Origin of the sequence: Streptomyces sp. NPDC014891, assembly GCF_043081085.1 — a bacterium.
Taxonomy (GTDB): domain Bacteria; phylum Actinomycetota; class Actinomycetes; order Streptomycetales; family Streptomycetaceae; genus Streptomyces.
Map to the genome: position 1 here is coordinate 249142 of NZ_JBIBWF010000009.1, position 23895 is coordinate 273036.

Annotated in this window: 19 protein-coding genes; 17 read left to right on the forward strand and 2 right to left on the reverse strand. The window is 72.1% G+C overall.

Translation table 11 applies throughout. From position 1 onward, the window contains the following. Window positions 1-39: 39 nt before the first annotated feature. Window positions 40-3111 carry an excinuclease ABC subunit UvrA gene (uvrA, locus tag ACF09E_RS25710; protein WP_392207402.1) on the forward strand — a complete coding sequence of 1024 codons (3072 nt, stop codon included), beginning with the start codon at window positions 40-42 and terminating at the stop codon, window positions 3109-3111. Window positions 3112-3278: 167 nt separating this feature from the next. Continuing rightward, the gene (locus ACF09E_RS25715; RefSeq protein WP_392207404.1) at window positions 3279-3716 is read left to right on the forward strand and encodes a Rieske (2Fe-2S) protein; all 438 of its coding nucleotides are present in this window, start codon (window positions 3279-3281) and stop codon (window positions 3714-3716) included. A gap of 188 nt (window positions 3717-3904) precedes the next feature. Here the strand turns inward: ACF09E_RS25715 and ACF09E_RS25720 are convergent, their stop codons facing one another. Further along, window positions 3905-4834: a hypothetical protein gene (locus tag ACF09E_RS25720; protein ID WP_392207406.1), complete on the reverse strand. Its 930-nt coding sequence runs from the start codon at window positions 4832-4834 to the stop codon at window positions 3905-3907. Window positions 4835-5099: 265 nt separating this feature from the next. Between ACF09E_RS25720 and ACF09E_RS25725 the strand changes: the two genes are divergently transcribed. Both ACF09E_RS25725 and ACF09E_RS25730 read left to right on the forward strand, forming a co-directional pair. Next, on the forward strand, window positions 5100-5687 hold the full coding sequence (locus ACF09E_RS25725) for a papain-like cysteine protease family protein (protein ID WP_388802536.1): 588 nt from the start codon (window positions 5100-5102) through the stop codon (window positions 5685-5687). After that, window positions 5684-6514 carry a hypothetical protein gene (locus tag ACF09E_RS25730; protein WP_392207408.1) on the forward strand — a complete coding sequence of 277 codons (831 nt, stop codon included), beginning with the start codon at window positions 5684-5686 and terminating at the stop codon, window positions 6512-6514. The genes ACF09E_RS25725 and ACF09E_RS25730 overlap by 4 nt, the downstream gene beginning before the upstream one ends. Before the next feature lie 245 nt (window positions 6515-6759). On the opposite strand, the gene ACF09E_RS25735 is transcribed toward ACF09E_RS25730, so the two are convergent. Further along, on the reverse strand, window positions 6760-7572 hold the full coding sequence (locus tag ACF09E_RS25735; protein WP_392207410.1) for an SDR family NAD(P)-dependent oxidoreductase: 813 nt from the start codon (window positions 7570-7572) through the stop codon (window positions 6760-6762). Between ACF09E_RS25735 and uvrC the strand changes: the two genes are divergently transcribed. The 13 genes from uvrC to ACF09E_RS25800 all read left to right on the forward strand — a co-directional run bounded on the left by uvrC (window position 7571) and on the right by ACF09E_RS25800 (window position 23874). Next, window positions 7571-9574, forward strand: coding sequence for an excinuclease ABC subunit UvrC (uvrC, locus tag ACF09E_RS25740; protein ID WP_392207412.1), 2004 nt, complete (start codon window positions 7571-7573; stop codon window positions 9572-9574). The two genes, ACF09E_RS25735 and uvrC, sit on opposite strands and share 2 nt — an antisense overlap. Then, a complete protein-coding gene (rapZ, locus tag ACF09E_RS25745) occupies window positions 9571-10548 on the forward strand; it encodes an RNase adapter RapZ (RefSeq protein WP_361850040.1) in 978 nt (325 codons plus the stop codon). The genes uvrC and rapZ overlap by 4 nt, the downstream gene beginning before the upstream one ends. Further along, window positions 10437-11579, forward strand: coding sequence for a uridine diphosphate-N-acetylglucosamine-binding protein YvcK (yvcK, locus tag ACF09E_RS25750; protein WP_388802818.1), 1143 nt, complete (start codon window positions 10437-10439; stop codon window positions 11577-11579). The genes rapZ and yvcK overlap by 112 nt, the downstream gene beginning before the upstream one ends. Further along, window positions 11570-12559: a DNA-binding protein WhiA gene (whiA, locus tag ACF09E_RS25755; RefSeq protein WP_030205188.1), complete on the forward strand. Its 990-nt coding sequence runs from the start codon at window positions 11570-11572 to the stop codon at window positions 12557-12559. Before yvcK ends, whiA begins: the two co-directional genes overlap by 10 nt. Before the next feature lie 164 nt (window positions 12560-12723). Further along, entirely contained in the window at window positions 12724-15675 is a 2952-nt protein-coding gene (locus tag ACF09E_RS25760; protein WP_392207414.1) for a M14 family zinc carboxypeptidase, read from the forward strand. A 218-nt stretch (window positions 15676-15893) separates the two neighbouring features. After that, window positions 15894-16904, forward strand: a complete 1011-nt coding sequence (gene gap / locus ACF09E_RS25765; protein ID WP_383430209.1) for a type I glyceraldehyde-3-phosphate dehydrogenase — start codon at window positions 15894-15896, stop codon at window positions 16902-16904. 111 nt (window positions 16905-17015) lie between these two features. After that, window positions 17016-18227, forward strand: a complete 1212-nt coding sequence (locus tag ACF09E_RS25770) for a phosphoglycerate kinase (RefSeq protein ID WP_392207416.1) — start codon at window positions 17016-17018, stop codon at window positions 18225-18227. Between the two features lie 7 nt (window positions 18228-18234). After that, window positions 18235-19014, forward strand: a complete 780-nt coding sequence (tpiA, locus tag ACF09E_RS25775; RefSeq protein WP_388802554.1) for a triose-phosphate isomerase — start codon at window positions 18235-18237, stop codon at window positions 19012-19014. Between the two features lie 97 nt (window positions 19015-19111). Continuing rightward, on the forward strand, window positions 19112-19342 hold the full coding sequence (gene secG, locus ACF09E_RS25780; RefSeq protein WP_017238647.1) for a preprotein translocase subunit SecG: 231 nt from the start codon (window positions 19112-19114) through the stop codon (window positions 19340-19342). 77 nt (window positions 19343-19419) lie between these two features. Then, complete coding sequence (locus ACF09E_RS25785; RefSeq protein ID WP_071891222.1) at window positions 19420-19755, forward strand: RNA polymerase-binding protein RbpA; 336 nt, start codon at window positions 19420-19422, stop codon at window positions 19753-19755. Window positions 19756-20058: 303 nt separating this feature from the next. After that, window positions 20059-21720, forward strand: coding sequence for a glucose-6-phosphate isomerase (gene pgi, locus ACF09E_RS25790; protein ID WP_392207626.1), 1662 nt, complete (start codon window positions 20059-20061; stop codon window positions 21718-21720). 4 nt (window positions 21721-21724) lie between these two features. Continuing rightward, the gene (locus ACF09E_RS25795) at window positions 21725-22225 is read left to right on the forward strand and encodes a PH domain-containing protein (RefSeq protein ID WP_392207418.1); all 501 of its coding nucleotides are present in this window, start codon (window positions 21725-21727) and stop codon (window positions 22223-22225) included. Next, window positions 22222-23874: a PH domain-containing protein gene (locus ACF09E_RS25800; protein ID WP_392207420.1), complete on the forward strand. Its 1653-nt coding sequence runs from the start codon at window positions 22222-22224 to the stop codon at window positions 23872-23874. Before ACF09E_RS25795 ends, ACF09E_RS25800 begins: the two co-directional genes overlap by 4 nt. Window positions 23875-23895 lie beyond the last annotated feature (21 nt).

The window sequence follows — 23895 nt, forward strand, 5'->3', positions numbered from 1 at the left end:
TCTGCAGCATCCGCTCTCTGAAGAAAGGTGCGGACCGGCGTGGCCGACCGTCTCATCGTCCGTGGCGCTCGTGAGCACAACCTCAAGAACGTCTCGCTCGACCTCCCGCGCGACTCCCTGATCGTCTTCACCGGACTCTCGGGGTCGGGCAAGTCCTCCCTCGCGTTCGACACGATCTTCGCCGAGGGGCAGCGCCGCTACGTCGAGTCGCTCTCCTCCTACGCCCGGCAGTTCCTCGGCCAGATGGACAAGCCGGACGTCGACTTCATCGAAGGCCTGTCGCCCGCGGTCTCCATCGACCAGAAGTCGACCTCGCGCAACCCGCGCTCGACGGTCGGCACCATCACGGAGGTCTACGACTACCTCCGCCTGCTCTTCGCCCGCATCGGCAAGCCGCACTGTCCCGAGTGCCACCGGCCGATCTCCCGCCAGTCGCCCCAGGCCATCGTCGACAAGGTCCTGGAGCTCCCCGAGGGCAGCCGCTTCCAGGTGCTCTCCCCGCTCGTGCGCGAGCGCAAGGGCGAGTTCGTCGACCTCTTCGCCGACCTCCAGACCAAGGGCTACAGCCGCGCCCGCGTGGACGGCGTGACCGTACAGCTGAGCGAACCGCCGACGCTCAAGAAGCAGGAGAAGCACACGATCGAGGTCGTCGTCGACCGCCTCACCGTGAAGGACAGCGCCAAGCGCCGCCTCACCGACTCCGTCGAGACCGCCCTCGGTCTCTCCGGCGGCATGGTCGTGCTCGACTTCGTCGACCTCGCCGAGGACGACCCCGAGCGCGAGCGGATGTACTCGGAGCACCTCTACTGCCCGTACGACGACCTGTCCTTCGAGGAGCTGGAGCCGCGCTCCTTCTCCTTCAACTCGCCGTTCGGCGCCTGCCCCGACTGCACCGGCATCGGCACCCGCATGGAGGTCGACCCGGAGCTGATCGTCCCCGACGAGGACAAGTCCCTCGACGACGGCGCGATCCACCCCTGGTCGCACGGCCACACCAAGGAGTACTTCGGCCGGCTCATCGGCGGCCTGTCGCAGGCCCTCGGCTTCCGCACGGACCTGCCGTACGCGGCCCTGCCGCAGCGCGCCAAGAAGGCCCTGATGTACGGCCACAAGACCCAGGTCGAGGTGCGCTACCGCAACCGGTACGGCCGCGAGCGGGCGTACACGACGCCGGCCTTCGAGGGCGCCGTCTCCTTCGTCAAGCGGCGGCACACCGAGGCCGAGAGCGACTCCAGCCGCGAGCGCTTCGAGGGCTACATGCGCGAGGTCCCGTGCCCCACCTGCGAGGGCACCCGCCTCAAGCCGATCGTCCTCGCCGTCACGGTCATGGAGAAGTCCATCGCGGAGGTCTCCGCGATGTCGATCAGCGACTGCGCCGAGTTCCTCTCCCGCCTCAGGCTGAACGCCCGGGACAAGAAGATCGCCGAGCGGGTCCTCAAGGAGGTCAACGAGCGGCTCCGCTTCCTCGTCGACGTCGGCCTCGACTACCTCTCGCTCAACCGCGCCGCGGGCACCCTCTCCGGCGGCGAGGCCCAGCGCATCCGGCTCGCCACCCAGATCGGCTCCGGCCTGGTCGGCGTGCTGTACGTGCTCGACGAGCCGTCCATCGGCCTCCACCAGCGCGACAACCACCGGCTCATCGAGACCCTCGTACGCCTCCGGGACATGGGCAACACGCTCATCGTCGTCGAGCACGACGAGGACACGATCAAGGTCGCCGACTGGATCGTCGACATCGGCCCCGGCGCCGGTGAGCACGGCGGCAAGGTCGTCCACTCCGGCACCTTGAAGGAGCTCCTCGGCAACGAGGAGTCGATGACCGGGCAGTACCTCTCGGGCCGCCGGGAGATCCCGACGCCCGACGTCCGCCGCCCGGTCGACCCCGGCCGCCGCCTCACCGTGCACGGCGCCCGCGAGAACAACCTGCAGGACATCGACGTCTCGTTCCCGCTCGGCGTCCTCACCGCCGTCACCGGCGTCTCCGGATCGGGCAAGTCCACCCTGGTCAACGACATCCTCTACACCCACCTGGCGCGCGAGCTGAACGGCGCCAAGTCGGTGCCCGGACGGCACACCCGGGTGGACGGCGACGACCTCGTGGACAAGGTCGTGCACGTCGACCAGTCCCCGATCGGCCGCACCCCGCGGTCGAACCCGGCGACGTACACCGGCGTCTTCGACCACGTCCGCAAGCTCTTCGCCGAGACGATGGAGGCCAAGGTCCGCGGCTACCTGCCCGGCCGGTTCTCCTTCAACGTCAAGGGCGGCCGCTGCGAGAACTGCTCCGGCGACGGCACGATCAAGATCGAGATGAACTTCCTCCCGGACGTCTACGTCCCGTGCGAGGTCTGCCACGGCGACCGGTACAACCGGGAGACCCTGGAGGTCCACTACAAGGGCAAGTCCATCGCCGAGGTCCTGAACATGCCGATCGAGGAGGCCCTGGACTTCTTCGAGGCCGTCCCGACCATCGCGCGCCACCTGCGCACGCTCAACGAGGTCGGCCTCGGGTACGTCCGGCTCGGCCAGTCCGCGCCGACCCTCTCGGGCGGCGAGGCGCAGCGTGTGAAGCTCGCCTCCGAGCTCCAGAAGCGCTCCACCGGCCGCACGGTCTACGTCCTGGACGAGCCGACCACCGGTCTGCACTTCGAGGACATCTCCAAGCTGATCAAGGTCCTCTCCGGACTGGTCGACAAGGGGAACTCGGTGATCGTCATCGAGCACAACCTCGATGTCATCAAGACCGCCGACTGGCTCGTCGACATGGGCCCCGAGGGCGGCAGCGGCGGCGGCCTGGTCGTCGCCGAGGGCACGCCCGAGGAGGTCGCCTCGGTCCCGGCCAGCCACACCGGCAAGTTCCTCCGCGAGATCCTCGGCGCGGACCGGGTCAGCGACTCCGGGGCGACCGTCCCGGCGGCCCGCGGGACCAGGAAGACCGCGGCGAAGAAGGCCCCGGCCAAGGCGCCCGCCAAGAAGGCCGCCGCGACCAAGGCGACCACGGGCGCGAAGACGACCGCCGCGGGCGGGACGGCCGCCAAGAAGACGGCCACGAAGGCGACCGCCACCAAGGCCGCCGCGAAGAAGGCGACGACCCGGGCCCGCAAGGCCTGACATCCCTGGCAGGGCCCCCTCCGCGGGGGCCCTGCCCCGTCCCGGACCCGGCCCCCGGCTGATCCGCCGCGCACCGGTGCGGAGCCCGGGCCCGGCCTCCGGCGGCGGACACCACGCCGGTATCGTCGGTTCGGCACACCTTGCCCCGATCCCCCCGTGGAGCACCCATGTCCGGCCAGTCCAGCCGCCGCACCGTCCTGAAGGGCGCCGCTCTCGCCGGTGCCGCCGGGCTGGGAGTCGCCGCCTGCTCCACCGAGTCCAAGGTCGGCCACGCCGGGGTCCCGACCCCGACCGCCCCGGTCGCCCTCGGCGCCCCGGACGAGATCCCCGTCGGCGGCGCCAAGCTCTACCGCGAGCAGAAGGTCGTGGTGAGCTGCCCGGCCAAGGGGCAGTACAAGGCGTTCAGCGCCCAGTGCACCCACGCCGGCTGTGTCCTCGACAAGATCGAGGACAACGAGGGCAACTGCCCCTGTCACGGCAGCCGCTTCGACGTGACCACGGGCAAGGCGCTCAAGGGCCCGGCCACCGTCCCGCTTCCCGCCGTCCCGATCCGCGTCGAGAACGGCGAGCTGATCGCGGGCCCCGAGGCCACGCCCAAGGCCTGACCGGCCCCGGACACCGGGCGGCGCACCCGCCCGGGAGCTGCCGGGCGCGACACCCGCCCGCCCCCGGCCCGGCACCGGGCGGGCCGGCACCCGCCTCACGCGTCACCGGCCCGGAGCCCGCCTCCGGCCCGTCTTGGCGGCGCCCGCCCCGCCCCGCGCGCCACCCGCCCCGGCCGGCATCCGTCCGGTCAGGCCCAGTCCCAGTCGATGCCCAGGATCCCCGGGCGCACCCCCTGCTCCACGACGTGCACCGTGCGGTGGCGGCCGCTCACCGTCAGTTCCGCGCGCCCGCCGCGCGGTGCACCCGCCGACGCCTGCGCGAACCGCCGGCACCGCACCGGCAGCGCCGCCTCGTCGAAGCGCACCTGCAGCACGTACTGGCCGCCCGCGAAGCTGAACCCCCGCACGTACTCCCGGCTCGGCCCGCCCGTACCGTCCTCGAACCCGTACGAGAAGAGGTACGTGTCCCCGGCGCGCAGCCGCGTGTCGAAGAGCAGCTCCGCGACGACCACCCCCGTGCCCACGTCCCAGCGCACCCGCCCGGTCCGGCAGTTCTCCGCCGCCCGCACCGCGACCCGCGACGGATCGCAGCCCGCGTCCCCGTGGTGGATGGCCAGATAGCGGTCCACACCGTCCCGATGCGCCCGGACCACCTGCTGCGACTCCCGCCCGACCAGCTCGCGTCCGGCCCCGATCCGGACCCGTTCGTGGTGCCCCACCGTGTGCAGCCCGCCGTCCGTCGGCGACTCCAGACCGGCGAGGAGCCCCTCGACCGACCCGGACGCCTCCACCAGCGACCGGTACGACCGGGCCGCCGGACGCTCCACCTCGGCCCGCGCGGCCGCGTCCTCCGTGAGGAGCCGGAGCAGCGAGTTCCCCGGCAGCTGGAGCACCTCCTCCAGAGCGCGGACCGCCTTCAGCGACTCCGGCCGCTGGGGGCGCCGGGCCCCCTGCTGCCAGTAGCTCAGGCTCGTCACCCCGACCTTGACGCCCCGGTGCGCGAGATGGTGCTGGACCCGCTGGAGCGGCAGCCCGCGCACGGCCAGCGCGGTGCGCAGGGCCAGATGGAAGGGGCCTGTGTGCAGGAGCTGCACCAGATCGGCCTCGGTGTGGCTCACGAGGACTCCTCGGTGAACGTTCACGACGGGGGAGCGGACCGACGCGCCGCGAGGGGTGGGCGGGCAGGTGGGCCGAGGGCGTCCGTTCACACCCGGGTCACACCGTTCACAGTCCGATGTCACTCCGCATTGAAGCGGGTTGACCGGATCCGGACAACGGCAGATGCTCCTGACCAGCGTCCGGACGCGCTCCTCCACCCCCCACCCCCACCCCCCCCACACACAACCCCCCACATCCCCACCCCCCGCTCCAGGGAGGAACGCGATGCGCAGAAGAAAGCTGAACCTCGCGGCACTCGCCGCGGCAGCCCTCTTCCTCGTCCCCACCACCTCGGCGTCCGCGGCACCCGCCGGCGAGGACGCCGCCGCCCTCGGCTCCAAGCGGCTGAACATCACCATGCAGGCCCAGCAGAAGACCAACTGGTGCTGGGCGGCCGGCGGCAACACCATCGCCACCTGGTTCGGCCGCGCCTACAGCCAGAACCAGTTCTGCAACGCCGCCTTCAACCGCCAGCAGGGCTACGACTGCCCCAACAACCAGGCCACCCTCGGCAACGTCCAGACCGGACTGAGCTGGGCCGGCGTCAACCCCGGCTCCTACGTCACCGGATGGCTGCGCTACTCCACCGTCCAGACCGAGATCAACGCCGACCGGCCCGTCGAGACCCGCATCCAGTGGGCCGGCGGCGGTGGCCACATGCACGTGATCTACGGCTACGACGACGCCGACAGCTGGGTCTACTGGGGCGATCCCTGGCCGTCCAGCAACCGCTACAACTGGGCCTCGCACGCCTGGTACGTCAACAACAGCACCTTCTCCTGGACCCACTCGCTCTACCGGATAGGGGCGTGACGAGGATGAACGCACGTGCCGCGGGAGCCGGGCTCCTCGCCGCCTCCGCCCTCGTCCTGCTCGGCGCGCTGCCGGCCCGCGCCGACGGGCTGCCGCCGGCGCAGACCGCGCCCACCGCCGAGCAGGCGGCCTCGGCGCCCGGCACCCTCGCCACCCTGTCCCGGTTCTTCGCCCGGGACGGCGCCGTCGCCCGCTCGGCGGCCGCGCCGCGGGTCGAGGCCGGGTCCGTACCGGTGCGGATCCTCTCGCCGGACTTCGTCGCCGGGAAGCCGGGGGCACCGGTCGCCCGGGTCGAGTTCCGCGCCAGCAGGGCGGTCTCCTCCGACGGGCAGAAGGCCTCCCTGTGGACCGCCGAGCAGCCGGGCGGCGGCTGGCAGGTCGTCAACATCGCCACCGGCGACGACGAGGTCCGGTACGCGGAGATGGGCGGCGGCGGACTGGTGTTCCGCGAGCCGCAGATAGACGCGTGGTACGTCCAGAAGGGGGCGAAGGTGCTGCCGCTGGACGAGGACGCGGTCCGGGCCGTCGGCCGGAACGGGACGAGTCTGGCCGGCTACCGGGAGCGGGTGGCCCGGGCGTACGGGGACAAGCTCCCCGGCTCGGCCTACGCGAAGAAGGGCACGGCCGGGGGGTACGGCGTGCCGGGGACAGACCCGTCGGCGGCGGGTCCCATGACTGGGCCTGCGGCTGCGGCTGCGGCTGAGCCGGGGGCTGGGGCGACGGCGACGGTGACGGTGGCGTCGGCGGGGGCGGGTGCCGGGTTGGCCCTGCTGCTGGTGTCGGTGGCGGCGGTCCGGCGGCGCCGGGCCACCACCCGGGAGCTCTGACCCGCTCCGCCCCCAGGGCGGGCACTCGTCCCCAGGATGGTGCCCGCCCCGTCGGCCTCCCGTTCCGCTGGGGGCAGGCGTCCCTGCTGGAGCGCCCGCCCCCTGATCACAGCCAGCCGCCCCACCGGGGTGGCGCCGCAGGGCGCGGTGTGGTGCGACCGCTTCCAGGCGACCCGCTGCCCGAGACCCCCACGGCCAGGCCGCCAGCCAGTCACAGGCCCGCAGGCCACGTTCTTCCGGCTGGGTCAGCGGGCCAGGTAGCCGCCGTCCACCGGGAGGATCGCGCCCGTGATGAAGGACGCCTCCTCCGACGCCAGGAAGACGATCGCCGACGCCACCTCCTCCGGCGTGCCGAAGCGGCCCATCGGGTGGCCGCGGGCCACCTCCGCCAGGTACTCCGGGCCGCCCGGTTCGTCGCGGGCCGCCGCCACCCGTTCCGTCTCGATCGTGCCCGGGGCCACCGCGTTCACCCGGATCCCGTGCTCCGCCCACTCCACCGCCAGGTGCTTCGTCAGCCCCGTGGCCACGAACTTCGCCGGGCCGTAGACCGCCTGCCGGGCCTGTCCGGCCACGCCCGAGATCGACGACGTGCAGACGATCGCCCCGCCGCCCGACACGAGCATCGCCTCGATCGCGTACTTGCAGGTCAGGAACATGCCCCGGCCGTCCACCGCCATCACCCGGTCGAAGTCGGCGCCCTCCGCCTCGGTGACGGAGAGGAGCGGGATCACCCCCGCGTTCGCCACCAGGACGTCCAGCCGCCCGAAGCGGTCCACCGCCGTGGCGACCATCCGCCGGGCGTCCTCCGCGCGGGACACGTCGCCGACCACCGGGACGATCCCCGGCAGCGTCGCCAGCCGGTCGCCGTCCAGGTCGGCCGCGACGACGCGCGCGCCCTCCCGCAGGAACCGCTCCGCCGTGGCCCGCCCGATCCCGCTCGCCGCGCCCGTGATCACGCAGACCCGGTCCGCAAGCCGTCCCACCGCTCGATTCGCCATGCCCCGCCAACGAGCGGGCGCGGCCGGAGTGTCGGTGCCCGCCAGTAGGGTGGGGAGCATGGCCGACCCCTCCAGCTACCGCCCCAAGCCGGGTCAGATCCCCGACTCGCCGGGGGTCTACAAGTTCCGCGACGAGCACCGCCGGGTGATCTACGTGGGGAAGGCGAAGTCCCTCCGCCAGCGGCTCGCCAACTACTTCCAGCCGATCACGAGCCTGCACCCGCGGACGGCCACCATGGTCACCACCGCGGCCTCCGTGGAGTGGACCGTCGTGTCGACCGAGGTCGAGGCGCTCCAGCTGGAGTACTCCTGGATCAAGGAGTACGACCCCCGGTTCAACGTGAAGTACCGGGACGACAAGAGCTACCCGTACCTCGCGGTGACGATGAACGAGGAGTTCCCCCGCGTCCAGGTCCTGCGCGGCCAGAAGAAGAAGGGCGTCCGCTACTTCGGGCCGTACGCGCACGCGTGGGCGATCCGCGAGACCGTCGACCTGATGCTGCGGGTCTTCCCGGTGCGCACCTGCTCCGCGGGTGTCTTCCGGAACGCGGCGTCCGCCGGGCGGCCCTGCCTCCTGGGCTACATCGGGAAGTGCTCGGCGCCCTGCGTCGGCCGCGTCACCCCCGAGGAGCACCGGGAACTGGCCGAGGAGTTCAGCGACTTCATGGCCGGCCGCACCGGTACGTACATCCGCCGGCTGGAGAAGCAGATGATGCTCGCGGCCGAGGACATGGAGTACGAGAGGGCGGCGCGGCTCCGCGACGACATAGAGGCGCTGCGCCGGGCCATGGAGAAGAGCGCGGTCGTGCTCGCCGACGCCACGGACGCCGACCTGATCGCGCTCGCGGAGGACGAGCTGGAGGCGGCGGTGCAGATCTTCCACGTGCGCGGCGGCCGCGTCCGCGGCCAGCGCGGCTGGGTCACCGACAAGGTCGAGGCGGTGGACACGGCCGGGCTCGTCGAGCACGCGATCCAGCAGCTCTACGGCGAGGAGAGCGGGGACACGGTGCCCAAGGAGGTCCTGGTCCCGGCGCTGCCCGAGGACGTCGATGCCGTCACCGCCTGGCTCTCCGGCCGCCGCGGGTCCAACGTCTCCCTGCGGATCCCGCAGCGCGGCGACAAGAAGGACCTGATGGAGACCGTCGCGCGCAACGCCCAGCAGGCGCTCGTCCTGCACAAGACGAAGCGCGCCAGCGACCTGACCACCCGCTCCCGCGCCCTGGAGGAGATCGCCGAGGCGCTGGACCTGGACTCGGCGCCGCTGCGGATCGAGTGCTTCGACATCTCGCACCTCCAGGGCGACGACGTGGTGGCCTCGATGGTGGTCTTCGAGGACGGCCTGCCCCGCAAGAGCGAGTACCGCCGCTTCCAGATCAAGGGGCGCGTCGGCGACACCCAGGTCTGGCACGGCGAGGGCCAGGACGACGTGCGGTCCATGCACGAGGTGATCAGCCGCCGCTTCCGCCGCTACCTCCTGGAGAAGGAGAAGACGGGGGAGTGGGACCCCGAGGGCGTCGTCGAGGACGAGGAGGAGAGCGGCCGGCCCAAGCGCTTCGCGTACCCGCCCCAGCTCGTCGTGGTGGACGGCGGGCAGCCGCAGGTGGCGGCGGCCCGGCGGGCCCTCGACGAGCTCGGGATCACCGACATCGCGGTGTGCGGCCTGGCCAAGCGCCTGGAGGAGGTGTGGCTGCCCGGTGACGACGACCCGGTGGTCCTGCCCCGCTCCAGCGAGGGCCTGTACCTCCTCCAGCGGGTACGTGACACGGCTCACGACTTCGCCATCCGCTACCAGCGGTCCAAGCGCACCAAACGCATCCGGACCAGCCCCCTCGACGCGGTGCCCGGCCTCGGTGACACGCGGAAACAGGCGTTGATCAAGCATTTCGGCTCGGTGAAGCGGCTCCGGCAGGCGACAATCGAGCAGATCTGCGAGATCCCCGGCATGGGCCGCAAGACCGCGGAGGCGGTCGTCGTGGCCCTCGCGCAGACGGCCCCGGCCGGACCCGCCGTGAACACGGCGACAGGAGAGATCATGGATGACGACGGGGGCGGCACGGCATGACCGCGCACGAGCAGGACCGGAACGAACCGCAAGACCAGCACGACCGAGAAGACGGAGCAGGACACGTGAGTACGGGCACGAAGGAGATCCCCGGCGACAACGGCGCCGAGGCGGCCATTCCGGAGCTGGTGATCATCTCCGGCATGTCCGGAGCCGGCCGGTCCACCGCGGCGAAGTGTCTGGAGGACCTCGGCTGGTTCGTCGTGGACAACCTGCCGCCCGCGCTGATCCCCACCATGGTGGAGCTCGGCGCCCGCTCCCAGGGCAACGTCGCCCGGATCGCCGTCGTCGTGGACGTCCGCGGCCGGCAGTTCTTCGACAACCTGCGGGAGTCCCTCGCCGACCTGGACGCCAAGCAGGTCACCCGCCGGATCGTCTTCCTGGAGTCGTCCGACGACGCCCTGGTCCGGCGCTTCGAGTCGGTCCGCCGCCCGCACCCGCTCCAGGGCGACGGCCGCATCACCGACGGCATCGCCGCCGAGCGCGACCTGCTGCGCGAGCTGCGCGGGGACGCCGACCTGGTGATCGACACCTCCAGCCTGAACGTGCACGAGCTGCGCGCCAAGATGGACGCCCAGTTCGCCGGGGACGAGGAGCCCGAGCTGCGGGCCACCGTCATGTCCTTCGGGTTCAAGTACGGCCTGCCGGTCGACGCCGACCTCGTCGTCGACATGCGCTTCCTGCCGAACCCGCACTGGGTCCCCGAGCTGCGCCCCTTCACCGGCCTCAACGAGGAGGTGTCGAACTACGTCTACAACCAGCCCGGCGCCAAGGAGTTCCTGGACCGCTACACGGAGCTCCTCCAGCTGATCGCCGCGGGCTACCGCCGCGAGGGCAAGCGGTACGTGACCATCGCGGTCGGCTGCACGGGCGGCAAGCACCGCTCCGTCGCCACCGCCGAGCGGCTCGCCGCCCGGATCGCCGCCGAAGGGGTCGAGACCGTCGTCGTGCACCGGGACATGGGGCGCGAGTGAAGCCCTACCGTCGACGTGCCTCCACCCTCTCGGTGCGGCGTACGCTCCGCAGGCGCGGCGCCCAGCCGAAGGTGGTCGCGCTCGGCGGCGGGATGGGCCTCTCCGCCTCCCTCGCCGCCCTCCGCCGGATCACCGGCGACCTCACCGCCGTCGTCACCGTCGCCGACGACGGGGGCTCCAGCGGCCGGCTCCGGGAGGAGCTGGGCGTGCTGCCCCCGGGCGACCTCCGCAAGGCGCTCGCGGCCCTCTGCGGCGACGACGACTGGGGCCAGACCTGGGCCCGGGTCATCCAGCACCGCTTCCAGTCCAAGGGCGAGATCAACGGCCACGCCGTCGGCAACCTGCTGATCGTCGCCCTCTGGGAGCAGCTCGGCGACCCCGTGCAGGCCCTCGACCTGGTGGGCCGGCTGCTCGGCGCCCAGGGCCGGGTGCTGCCCATGTCCGCCGTACCCCTGGAGCTCCAGGCCCTGGTCAGGGGCCACGACCCGGAGCGCCCGGACGACGTGGACACCGTGTGCGGTCAGGCGACCGTGGCGCTCACCCCGGGCGAGGTGCAGTCCGTGCACCTCGTGCCGAACGACCCGCCGGCGGTGCCGGAGGCGGTCGAGGCGGTCCTGGACGCGGACTGGGTGGTCCTCGGCCCGGGGTCCTGGTTCTCCTCGGTGATCCCGCACCTCCTCGTGCCCGAACTGCTCGACGCGCTGGCCGAGACGAAGGCCCGGAAGGTGCTCTCGCTGAACCTCGCGCCGCAGCCCGGAGAAACCGAGGGCTTCTCCCCGCAGCGTCATTTGGAGGTTTTGGGACGACACGCCCCTAAACTCGCCCTGGACGTGGTGCTGGCCGACGAGGCCGCCGTGCCCGACGTGTCAGCGAGGGAGCCCCTCGTCGATGCCGCCAAGCGGCTCGGCGCCGCGGTCGAGCTGGCACCGGTGGCCGGGCCCGACGGCTCCGCGAAGCATGACCCGGAGCTGCTGGCCGCCGCGTACGACCGTATTTTTCGGATGCATGGAAGGATCGGCCCATGGCGATGACGGCAGCGGTGAAGGACGAGATCTCCCGGCTTCCCGTCACCCGGACCTGCTGCAGGAAGGCAGAGGTCTCGTCGATCCTGCGGTTCGCGGGCGGGCTGCACCTGGTGAGCGGCCGCATCGTGATCGAGGCGGAGCTGGACACCGCGATGGCGGCGCGCCGGCTCAAGCGGGACATCCTGGAGATCTTCGGGCACAGCTCGGAGCTCATCGTCATGGCCCCCGGCGGGCTGCGGCGCGGCTCGCGCTTCGTGGTGCGGGTCGTCGCCGGTGGCGACCAGCTGGCCCGCCAGACGGGTCTGGTCGACGGCCGGGGCCGGCCCATCCGGGGCCTCCCCCCGCAGGTGGTCTCCGGCGCGACCTGCGACGCCGAGGCGGCCTGGCGGGGCGCGTTCCTCGCGCACGGCTCGCTGACCGAGCCGGGCCGGTCCTCCTCCCTGGAGGTGACCTGCCCCGGCCCCGAGGCGGCGCTCGCCCTGGTCGGCGCGGCGCGCCGGCTCTCCATCGCGGCGAAGGCCCGTGAGGTGCGGGGAGTGGACCGGGTCGTCGTCCGCGACGGCGACGCGATCGGCGCCCTGCTGACCCGGCTCGGCGCGCACGAGTCGGTGCTCGCCTGGGAGGAGCGGCGGATGCGGCGCGAGGTCCGCGCCACCGCCAACCGCCTGGCCAACTTCGACGACGCCAACCTGCGCCGTTCGGCGCGTGCCGCGGTCGCCGCCGGGGCCCGGGTGCAGCGCGCCCTGGAGATCCTCGGCGAGGAGGTGCCCGAGCACCTCGCGGCGGCCGGCCGGCTCCGGATGGAGCACAAGCAGGCCTCCCTGGAGGAGCTGGGCGCGCTCGCCGATCCGCCGCTGACGAAGGACGCGGTGGCCGGCCGGATCCGCCGGCTGCTGGCCATGGCCGACAAGCGGGCGCAGGACCTGGGCATCCCCGGGACCGAGTCCAACCTGACCGAGGAGCTGGACGACAGCCTGGTCGGCTGACCGGATCACCCTTCGTACGGATTTCCGAACTCCGGGCTGCCGGTGCCTTTCTGAGGCACCGGCAGCTTTTCTTCACCCCCCGCGAGGCACCCTTGACAGGTCCATGGGCGCCCATGAGCCTGGCGTCTGTTCACCTTCGTGACGGACCACAGCAAGGGGGGCTCATGAGACGCAGAGCGAGATCGATCCTCGCCGCGGCTTCACTGCTGATCGCGGGTATGGCGGCGACACCCGTCGCCGGAGCGCAGCCGAACGACCGGGACGGCGGTGACGCCCTCTCCGTATGGCGTGCCGAGGTCACCAAGGAGCAGGTCCCGCTGCTCCTCGACGCGGGTGCCGACGCCCACGAACTCACCGAGCGGGTGCCCTCGAAGGGCTCCGCGACGGTCGAGCTCTTCCTCACCGGCCGACAGGCGGACCGGCTGCGCGGCCAGGGCGTCGAGATCGCCGAGCACGACCTGACCCCCTCCGCCGAGAAGCGGGTGGCGGCCGCCGGCGACGGCGTCTTCCGCCCGTACGGCGGCCCGAACGGCCTCAAGCAGGAGATCCTGGACACCGCCCGGGCCCACCCCGGGATCACCAAGGTCGTCTCCCTCGGCAAGACCGTGAAGGGCCAGGACATCCTCGCCCTCAAGATCAGCAAGGGCGCCCCGCGGGTCAGGGACGGCTCCAAGCCCGCCACGCTCTACATGTCCAACCAGCACGCGCGCGAGTGGATCACCCCCGAGATGACCCGGCGGCTGATGCACCACTACCTCGACGGCTACGGCGAGGACGAGCGGATCACCCGGATCGTCGACTCCACCGAGCTGTGGTTCGTGCTCTCCGCCAACCCGGACGGCTACGACTTCACGCACGCCGACCCCGCCAACCGGCAGTGGCGCAAGAACCTCCGCGACAACGACGGCGACGGCCGCGTCACCTCCGGCGACGGCGTCGACCTCAACCGCAACTTCGCCTACAAGTGGGGCTACGACAACGAGGGCTCCTCGCCCGACCCGGCCGACGAGACCTTCCGCGGCAAGGGCCCCATGTCGGAGCCCGAGACCCGGGCCGTCGACGCCTTCCAGAAGCGCATCGGCTTCGCCTACGGCATCAACTACCACTCGGCCGCGCAGCTCCTGCTGTACGGCGTGGGCTGGCAGGTCGCCACCGACACCCCCGACGACGTGGCCCTCAAGGCCCTCGCCGGCACCCCGCAGAACCCGGCCGTCCCCGGCTACCGGCCGCAGGTGTCCTCGGAGCTCTACATCACCAACGGCGAGGCGGACGGACACGCCGCCAACGTCAACGGGATGCAGATGTTCACCCCCGAGATGTCGACCTGCGCCACCGCCTCCCGGGTCGACCCGAACGACGCCTGGAACCCGGCCGACTGCGCCTCCGTCTTCACCTTCCCGGACGACGAGAAGCTGATCCAGGCCGAGTTCGCCAAGAACATCCCCTTCGCGCTCGCCGTCGCCGAGACCGCCGCCCACCCGGACCGGCCCGTCTCCCCGGTCGGCATCGACGCCCCCGACTTCACGCCCAAGGCCTTCACCACCTCCTACGCCCGCGGCGGCGACCAGGAGATCGCGGTCACCGCGCGCAAGTCCCTGCGCGGCAAGACCCTGAAGTACCGGATCAACGGCGGCCGCACCCACACCGGGGGACTCGACGCCTGGAAGGGCGGTGAGACCTACGGCGGCGAGGACAACCTCTACTTCGACGAGTACCGCGGCGAGGTCGAGGACGCCCGGCCCGGCGACTCCGTCGAGGTCTGGTTCACCGCCCGCACCCCTGAGGGCCGGTCCACCTCCTCCGCCCCCTTCGCCTACCGGGTCGCCGAGCGACCCCGCGGGGACGTGCTCGTCCTCGCCGACGAGGGCGGCACCACCGCCTCGGCCCACACCGGCGCGTACGTCGCGGCGCTCGCCGCCAACGGCCGGAGGGCCGCCGTCTGGGACGTCGCCACCCAGGGCGCCCCGGACGCCCTCGGCGTGCTCTCCCACTTCCGCACGGTGGTCTGGTACACCGGCGCCGAGCGCCCCTCCGGGGCCACCCAGCTCGCCGTCCGCGCCTACCTCAACGAGGGCGGCAAGCTGATCAACACCGGCGAGAAGTCCGGCGGACTCACCCAGGTCGGCCTGGCCGAGACCAACGACTTCGCCCAGTACTACCTCGGCGCCTACCACCGGGCCGGCCTCAAGGACCCGACCGCCTTCGCCGGCGCCGGGGCCTTCAGGGGCGTCGGCGCGGGCCTCGGTGCCTCCGCCGGAAACCCCCTGGACAACGCCGGCGCGTACACCGTCACCTCCGACACCCTGAAGCCGAAGGAGTTCCCGCAGTTCGCGAGCAGCGCCTCCGCCGGCTCCTACCCGGGCGTCCGGATGCCCTTCGAGCCCGCCGAGGGCGCGACCTTCGCCGCGGTCAAGCACGCCGACGACACCTGGGCCCGGCTGAGCAGGACCGTCGACCTCACCGCGGTCCCCGCCGCGCTCGCCCCGCGCCTGGACTTCCAGGTCAGCTACGACACCGAGCCCGGCTACGACAACCTCGTGGTCGAGGCCCACACCGTCGGCCAGGACGACTGGACGACCCTGCCCGACCGCAACGGCGGCACCTCCACCGAGGCGCCCGCCGACTGCGGCGAGGGCTACTACGTCCGCGGCCACCCCTTCCTCGCCCACTACCTCACCGTCGGCGAGGACGGCTGCGCCACCACCGGCACCACCGGCTCCTGGAACGCCTTCACCGGCCCCTCCAACGGCTGGCGGCAGGCCTCCGTCGACCTGAGCGCCTGGGCCGGGAAGAAGGTCGAGCTGTCCCTCTCCTACGTCTCCGACCCCGGCACCGGCGAGATGGGCGCCTTCGTCGACGACACCCGGCTCGTCACCGGGGCCGCGACCGAGGCCGAGGGCTTCGAGACCGGCCTCGGCGCGTGGACCGTACCGGGGCCGCCCGCCGGCAGCCCCGGCAACGGCTCCGACTGGACGCGCTCCGCCGCGCTCTTCCACTCCCAGGCCGCGGTCACCACCCGTGACACCGTCCTCCTCGGCTACGGCCTGGAGCAGGTGCCCCGCGCGACCGACCGGGCACGCCTCCTGGGCCGCGCCCTGCAGGTGCTCCGGCGCTGACGGAGAGTAGTCGGGACGAAGGTCCCCCGGCGGCCCGTACCCGTTGCCAGGTATGGGCCGTCGGCCTTTCTCCCTCACTTTCCGGGCGCGTACGGATGCGCAGGATGTCACTGCGGGGGCCCCGTGGGGGTAGGGTCGTAAGCGGTCGGGGACATCCCAGAAAACAAAAATCTCGCCGGCGTCGAGCACACCGGCGTAGCTAACGAGGAGATCGGTTCGTGACGATCCGCGTAGGCATCAACGGCTTTGGCCGCATCGGCCGGAACTACTTCCGCGCGCTCCTTGAGCAGGGTGCGGACATCGAGATCGTGGCTGTCAACGACCTGGGTGACACCAAGACCACGGCCCACCTGCTGAAGTACGACACCATCCTGGGCCGCCTCAAGGCCGAGGTGACCCACACCGCCGACACCATCACCGTCGACGGCCACACCATCAAGGTGCTCTCCGAGCGCAACCCGGCCGACATCCCCTGGGGCGAGCTGGGCGTCGACATCGTCATCGAGTCGACCGGCATCTTCACCAAGAAGGCCGACGCCGAGAAGCACATCGCCGGCGGTGCGAAGAAGGTCCTCATCTCGGCTCCGGCCAGCGACGAGGACATCACCATCGTCATGGGTGTCAACCAGGACAAGTACGACCCCGCGCAGCACAACGTCATCTCGAACGCGTCCTGCACCACGAACTGCGTGGCGCCGATGGCGAAGGTCCTCGACGAGAACTTCGGCATCGTCAAGGGCCTGATGACCACGGTCCACGCGTACACGAACGACCAGCGCATCCTGGACTTCCCGCACAAGGACCTGCGCCGCGCCCGCGCCGCCGCGGAGAACATCATCCCGACCACGACGGGCGCCGCCAAGGCCACCGCCCTGGTCCTCCCGCAGCTCAAGGGCAAGCTGGACGGCATCGCCATGCGCGTCCCGGTCCCGACCGGCTCCGCCACCGACCTGGTCGTCACCCTCGACCGCGAGGTCACCAAGGACGAGGTCAACGCCGCGTTCAAGAAGGCCGCCGACGACGGCGACCTCAAGGGCATCCTGTTCTACACCGAGGACCCCATCGTCTCCTCGGACATCGTCAGCGACCCGGCGTCCTGCACGTTCGACGCCTCCCTGACCATGGTCCAGGAAGGCAACACGGTCAAGATCCTCGGCTGGTACGACAACGAGTGGGGCTACTCCAACCGTCTCGTCGACCTCACCGTCTTCGTCGGCGGCCGGCTCTAAGCTCTAGGGTTCAGGGCAGGCCTTCGATGTGAGCAGGGCTCGGGCAGCGCAACGCCGCGCTGCGCGAGCCCTGTTTGTGTGCTCCACCGCGTACCAAGGAGTCTGTGACAGATGAAGACGATCGACGAGCTTCTCGCCGAAGGCGTCTCCGGCAAGCGGGTGTTCGTCCGCGCCGACCTCAACGTGCCCCTGGAGGGCACGACCATCACCGACGACGGCCGCATCCGCGCCGTCGTCCCCACGGTCAAGGCGCTCGCCGACGCGGGTGCCCGCGTCGTGGTCGCCTCGCACCTGGGCCGCCCCAAGGGCGCCCCGGACCCGGCGTTCTCGCTCGCCCCGGCCGCCGCGCGGCTCGGCGAGCTCCTCGGCGCCGAGGTGGCCTTCGCGACCGACACGGTGGGCGAGTCCGCCACCGCCACCGTCGCCGGCCTCTCCGACGGCCAGGTCGCCGTCATCGAGAACCTGCGGTTCAACGCCGGCGAGACCTCCAAGGACGACGCCGAGCGCGGCGCCTTCGCGGACCGGCTGGCCGCCCTCGCCGACGTGTACGTCGGCGACGGCTTCGGCGCCGTGCACCGCAAGCACGCCTCGGTCTTCGACCTCCCGGCGCGCCTCCCGCACGCCGCGGGCTACCTCATCGCCACCGAGGTCGGCGTCCTGAAGAAGCTCACCGAGGACGTCCGGCGCCCCTACGTGGTCGCGCTCGGCGGCGCCAAGGTCTCCGACAAGCTCGGCGTGATTGACCACCTCCTGGAGAAGGCCGACCGCATCCTCATCGGCGGCGGCATGGCGTACACCTTCCTCAAGGCCCAGGGCCACGAGGTCGGCATCTCGCTGCTCCAGGAGGACCAGGTCCCGGCGGTCCTGGACTACCTGAAGCGCGCCAAGGAGCGCGGGGTGGAGTTCGTCCTCCCCGTCGACGTCCTGGTCTCGTCCGAGTTCCCGGACCTGAAGACCAAGGCTCCGGCCAACCCGACCACGGTCGCCGCGGACGCCATCCCGGCGGACGAGGAGGGCCTGGACATCGGTCCGGAGACCCGTAAGCTCTACGCCTCGAAGCTCGCCGACGCCGGCACCGTCTTCTGGAACGGTCCGATGGGCGTCTTCGAGCACCCCGACTACGCCGAGGGCACCAGGGCCGTCGCCCAGGCGCTCGTCGACTCCCCGGCCTTCACGGTCGTCGGCGGCGGAGACTCCGCCGCGGCCGTCCGCATCCTGGGCTTCGACGAGCAGGCGTTCGGACACATCTCGACCGGCGGCGGCGCCTCCCTCGAATACCTCGAGGGCAAGAAGCTCCCCGGCCTCGTCGCACTGGAGGACTGACCCCCTGATGAGCAGCACCCGCACCCCGCTGATGGCGGGCAACTGGAAGATGAACCTCAACCACCTGGAGGCCATCGCCCACGTCCAGAAGCTCGCCTTCGCCCTGACCGACAAGGACTACGACGCCTGCGAGGTCGCCGTCCTGGTCCCCTTCACCGACCTGCGGTCCGTGCAGACCCTGATCGACGGCGACAAGCTGAAGATCAAGTACGGCGCCCAGGACATCTCGGCCCACGACTCCGGTGCCTACACCGGCGAGATCTCGGGCCTGATGCTCTCCAAGCTGAAGGCCGCCTACGTGGCCGTCGGCCACTCCGAGCGCCGCCAGTACCACGCCGAGAACGACGAGATCTGCAACGCCAAGGTGAAGGCCGCCTTCAAGCACGGCGTGACCCCGATCCTCTGCGTCGGCGAGGGCCTGGACATCCGCAAGGCCGGCGACCAGGTCGCGTACACCCTGGCCCAGCTCGACGGCGGCCTCAAGGACGTCCCGGCCGAGCAGGCCGAGACGATCGTCATCGCGTACGAGCCGGTGTGGGCCATCGGCACCGGCGAGGTCGCCACCCCCGAGGACGCCCAGGAGGTCTGCGGTGCGATCCGCGGCCGCCTCGCCGAGCTGTACTCGCAGGAGCTGGCCGACAAGGTCCGCATCCAGTACGGCGGCTCGGTGAAGTCCGGGAACGTCGGCGCGATCATGGCCCAGCCGGACGTCGACGGCGCCCTGGTGGGCGGCGCGGCCCTGGACGCCGACGAGTTCGTCAAGATCGTCCGCTTCCGCGACCAGTGAGTATGCGGTAGCGGAGTTACGTCGTACCCTTGCGGGGGTCGGGCAGGTGCCCGGCCCCCGTCCGTACAAGTCCGAGGAAGTTGGTCCAGCCGTGGTTATGGGGTTCTCGATCGCCCTCATCGTCTTCAGCGGGCTGCTGATGCTGCTCGTGCTGATGCACAAGGGCAAGGGTGGCGGCCTCTCCGACATGTTCGGAGGCGGAATGCAGTCCTCGGTCGGTGGCTCCTCGGTCGCCGAGCGCAACCTGGACCGCATCACCGTCGTGGTCGGTCTGCTCTGGTTCGCCTGCATTGTGGTGCTCGGTCTGCTGATGAAGTTGGACGGGTAACTCCGAACACTGGACGCGCGTTGGGCCTTACGTAGACTGGGGCATCTTCGAGCACCATCACGCAGGGAGTTACGACCGTGGCAAGTGGCAACGCGATTCGGGGAAGCCGGGTCGGGGCGGGGCCGATGGGCGAGGCCGAGCGGGGCGAGTCCGCGCCGCGCGCCCGCATCTCCTTCTGGTGCTCGAACGGGCACGAGACGCAGCCGAGCTTCGCCAGCGACGCGGCGATCCCCGAGACCTGGGACTGCCCGCGATGCGGCTTCCCGGCCGGTCAGGACCGGGACAACCCGCCGGACCCGCCGCGCACGGAGCCGTACAAGACCCACCTCGCCTATGTGCGTGAGCGGCGCAGCGACGCGGACGGCGAGGCGATCCTCGCCGAGGCGCTGGCCAAGCTGCGCGGCGAGATCTGAGCGTGGTGTGACGATGTGACGAACGGGCCTTGCCCGCGAACTCGGTTCGCGGGCAAGGCCCGTTCGGCGTCTCGGCGTCTCCTGTCTCCGGACCGTCCGGACCGGCAGCCCGGTCCTGTCGGGCGCCCCGCTCGGCGCCGTCCTCGGCGGCGCGGCGGCCGCCGGCCGGGGACCGCTCACCCCTGCACCGCTCGCGTCGGCCCCGTTCGCGCTCGCCGTCGCCGCTTCGGCCCCTCTGATCAATTAGGTTGGAGAGGCAGCGGGGCAGACAAGCAGTACGAGAAGAAGTGGGCGATGTCCGAGATGAACAACGAAGGCCGCACCAGGCTCAACCGGCTGCCCGAGTGGGCGGCCCTCGGCAAGCACCGTGAGCAGCTGGGCGACACCCGGCTGCGGGACCTGTTCGCCGCCGACGAGGAGCGTGGCACCGGCTACGCCCTGCGCGTCGGCGACCTCTACCTGGACTACTCCAAGCACCTCGTCACCGACGAGACGCTGACCCTGCTGCGCGAACTGGCCGCCGCCACCGGCGTCGCCCAGCTCCGCGACGCCATGTTCCGCGGCGAGAAGATCAACACCACCGAGGACCGCGCGGTGCTCCACACCGCGCTCCGCGCACCCCGCGGGGCCGTGGTCGAGGTCGACGGGGAGAACGTCGTCCCCGGCGTCCACGCCGTCCTCGACAAGATGGCCGCGTTCTCCGACCGGGTCCGGGCGGGGGAGTGGACCGGGCACACCGGCAAGCCGATCAAGAACATCGTCAACATCGGCATCGGCGGCTCCGACCTCGGCCCCGCCATGGCCTACGAGGTCCTGCGCTCCTACACCCGGCGGGACCTGACGCTCCGTTTCGTCTCCAACGTCGACGGAGCCGACCTCCACGAGGCCGTCCGCGACCTCGACCCGGCCGAGACGCTGTTCATCGTCGCCTCCAAGACCTTCACCACCATCGAGACGATCACCAACGCCACCTCCGCGCGGACCTGGCTCCTCGACGGTCTCGGAGCCGGACAGGAAGCCGTCGCCCGGCACTTCGTCGCCCTCTCGACCAACGCCGAGAAGGTCGAGGAGTTCGGCATCGACACCGCGAACATGTTCGAGTTCTGGGACTGGGTCGGCGGCCGCTACTCGTACGACTCCGCCATCGGCCTCTCCCTGATGATCGCCATCGGCCCGGAGCGCTTCCGCGAGATGCTCGACGGCTTCCACCTCGTCGACGAGCACTTCCGCACCGCCCCGCCCGAGGAGAACGCACCGCTGCTCCTCGGCCTCCTCGGGGTCTGGTACGGAGCCTTCTTCGACGCGCAGTCCCACGCCGTCCTGCCGTACTCGCACTACCTGTCCAGGTTCACCGCCTACCTCCAGCAGCTCGACATGGAGTCCAACGGCAAGTCGGTGGACCGCCAGGGCGACCGGGTCGACTGGCAGACCGGACCCGTCGTCTGGGGCACCCCCGGCACCAACGGGCAGCACGCCTACTACCAGTTGATCCACCAGGGCACCAAGGTCATCCCGGCCGACTTCATCGGCTTCGCGCGGCCGGTCGACGACCTGCCGCCGGGCCTCGTCGCCCAGCACGACCTGCTCATGGCCAACTTCTTCGCCCAGACGCAGGCGCTGGCCTTCGGCAAGACCCCCGACGAGGTACGGGCGGAGGGCGTCCCCGAGGAGCTCGTCCCGCACAAGACCTTCCAGGGGAACCACCCCACCACCACGATCCTCGCCGACGCGCTGACCCCCTCCGTCCTCGGCCAGCTCATCGCGCTGTACGAGCACAAGGTCTTCGTCCAGGGCGCCGTCTGGAACATCGACTCGTTCGACCAGTGGGGCGTGGAACTCGGCAAGGTCCTCGCCAAGCGGATCGAGCCGGTCCTGACCGCTGCCGACGGGGCCCAGGGCGGCGAGCACCTCGACAGCTCCACCGCCGGACTGGTCTCCGCCTACCGCACACTGCGCGGACGGTAGAGCCGTGACGGGGGAGAACGCGGTGCGGCTGCGGCCGCCGAGGAACGCCGTGGACGAGCGGGCCGTCGCCTGGTGGCGCAGCAGAGTCCTGGCGACCACCGCCGTGCCGGTGGCGGTCCTCGGCGTCCTCGGCACCCTCATCGGGCCCGCCCGGGTCTGGCTGCTGGCCACGGCCGGGGCCCTGGCCGCCCTGGGCCTCGTCTGCACCGCGTTCCTCCCCGCCTGGTGGTACCGGGTGCACCGCTGGGAGGTCACCGAGGACGCCGTCTACGTCCGCACGGGAGCCTTCTGGCAGGAGTGGCGCATCGCGCCGATGTCCCGGATCCAGACCGTCGACACCTCGCGGGGCCCGCTGGAGCAGGCCTTCCGGCTCGCCACCGTCACGGTCACCACGGCCTCCTCCAAGGGCGCCCTCCGGATCGGGGGACTCGACCACGAGCTGGCCGCCGGGCTCGCCGAGCGGCTGACCGTGATCACCCAGGCCACCCCCGGGGACGCCACATGAGCGAGGCGGCGGACCCGGCCGCCGAGCGGGTGCCGGACCCGGCCCCCGGCGGCGACCGGAGTCCGGGCCCCGACGGCGCCCGCGCGCCGGGCCCCGGGGAGAGCCGGACCCCGGCGGCCGACGGGGCAGGGGACGCGGACTGGCTCCGCCTCGATCCCCGGACCGTCCTCGTCCGGGTCGTCCTCTTCGCCGGCGTCCTCGCCGGCGCCGCGCTGCCCGTCACCTTCGCGCTCGCCGGACCTCGCCCGCTGTGGCAGGCCGTCGTCTGGGTCGCCTCGGGGGTCGCCCTCGCCCTGGTCGCCGACATCCTCGCGGAGACCCTCCGCCTCCGCCGCACCCGCTACCGGATCGGCGCCGAACGGGTGGAGCTGCACACCGGGCTCCTCGTCGTCCAGCGCCGCTCGCTGGCCCGCGAGCGCATCCGCAGCGCCGACCTCACCGCCAACCCCCTCCAGCGCGTCCTCGGCCTCGTCAAGGTCCGCATCGGCACCGGTGAGCACACCGGCGGCGGCGAGTCCACGCTCGAACTCGACCTGGTCACCCGGGCCGAGGGGGAGCGGCTGCGCCACGAGCTGCTCGCCCGCCCCGCCGCCCCCGAGCAGCCGGACCACGAGCACGCCCTCGCGACGCTCGACCCGCGCTGGATCCGCTACGCACCCGTCTCCTTCGTCGCGCCCGCCCTCGGCGGCGCGGCGGCCGGGGCAGTCATGCAGGTCAGCGAGTGGTTCGGCGCGCAGGGGAAGGTCATCGACTGGATAGGGGACCGCTTCCAGGACGTCTCCGTCCCCTGGACGATCCTCGTCCTCGTCCTCCTCGCCACCGTCGCCGGGGCCGTCGGCGCCCTCGGCCTCTGGGTCGAGATGTGGTGGAGCTACCGCCTGGAGCGCGAGCCGGGCGGCACCCTGCGGGTCTCCCGCGGCCTCTTCACGGCCCGCTCCGTCTCCATAGAGGAGAGGCGGCTGCGCGGCATCGAGCTGGTCGAGCCGCTCGGCGTCCGCCTGGTCGGGGCGGCCCGCGTCGACGCGGTCGCCACCGGGCTCGTCAAGGACGACGACGACCGGCACGCCGACCTCAAGACCCTGCTGCCGGCCGCGGAACGGGCGGTGGCCGACCGGGTCGCCGCCCAGGTGCTGCGGGAGCCGGAGCCGCCCACCGGGGCCCCGCTCACCGCCCACCCCCGGGCCGCCCGCACCCGGAGGGTGCGCTGGGCGCTGGGCGGCGTCCTGGCGCCCGTGGCGGTGCTCGTCCTCCTCGGACTGCTCCTCGCCCCGGTCCTCCTGTACGTGGCGGCCGGCTGCGCGGTCGTCCTCGGCCCGGTCGCCGTGCTGTTCGCCCTCGACGCCTACCGCGCGCTCGGACACGGCGTCAGCGGGGCGTACCTGGTCACCCGTTCGGGTACGGTCCGGCGGGTCACGGTCGCCCTCCAGCGGTCCGGCGTCATCGGCTGGACCGTCAAGCAGTCGTACTTCCAGCGGCGGGCCGGCGTCCTGACCCTCACCGCCACCACGGCGGCCGGAGCGGGGGCGTACGACATCCTCGACGCGGACCGCAGCCGGGGGCTGGTCTTCGCCGCCGACGCCGTACCGGACCTGCTCGGGCCCTTCCTGGAACCCGTACCGACGCCGGAGGCCCGGTCCACCGAGGGGTGAACCGGGCCTCCGGGGCGTCGG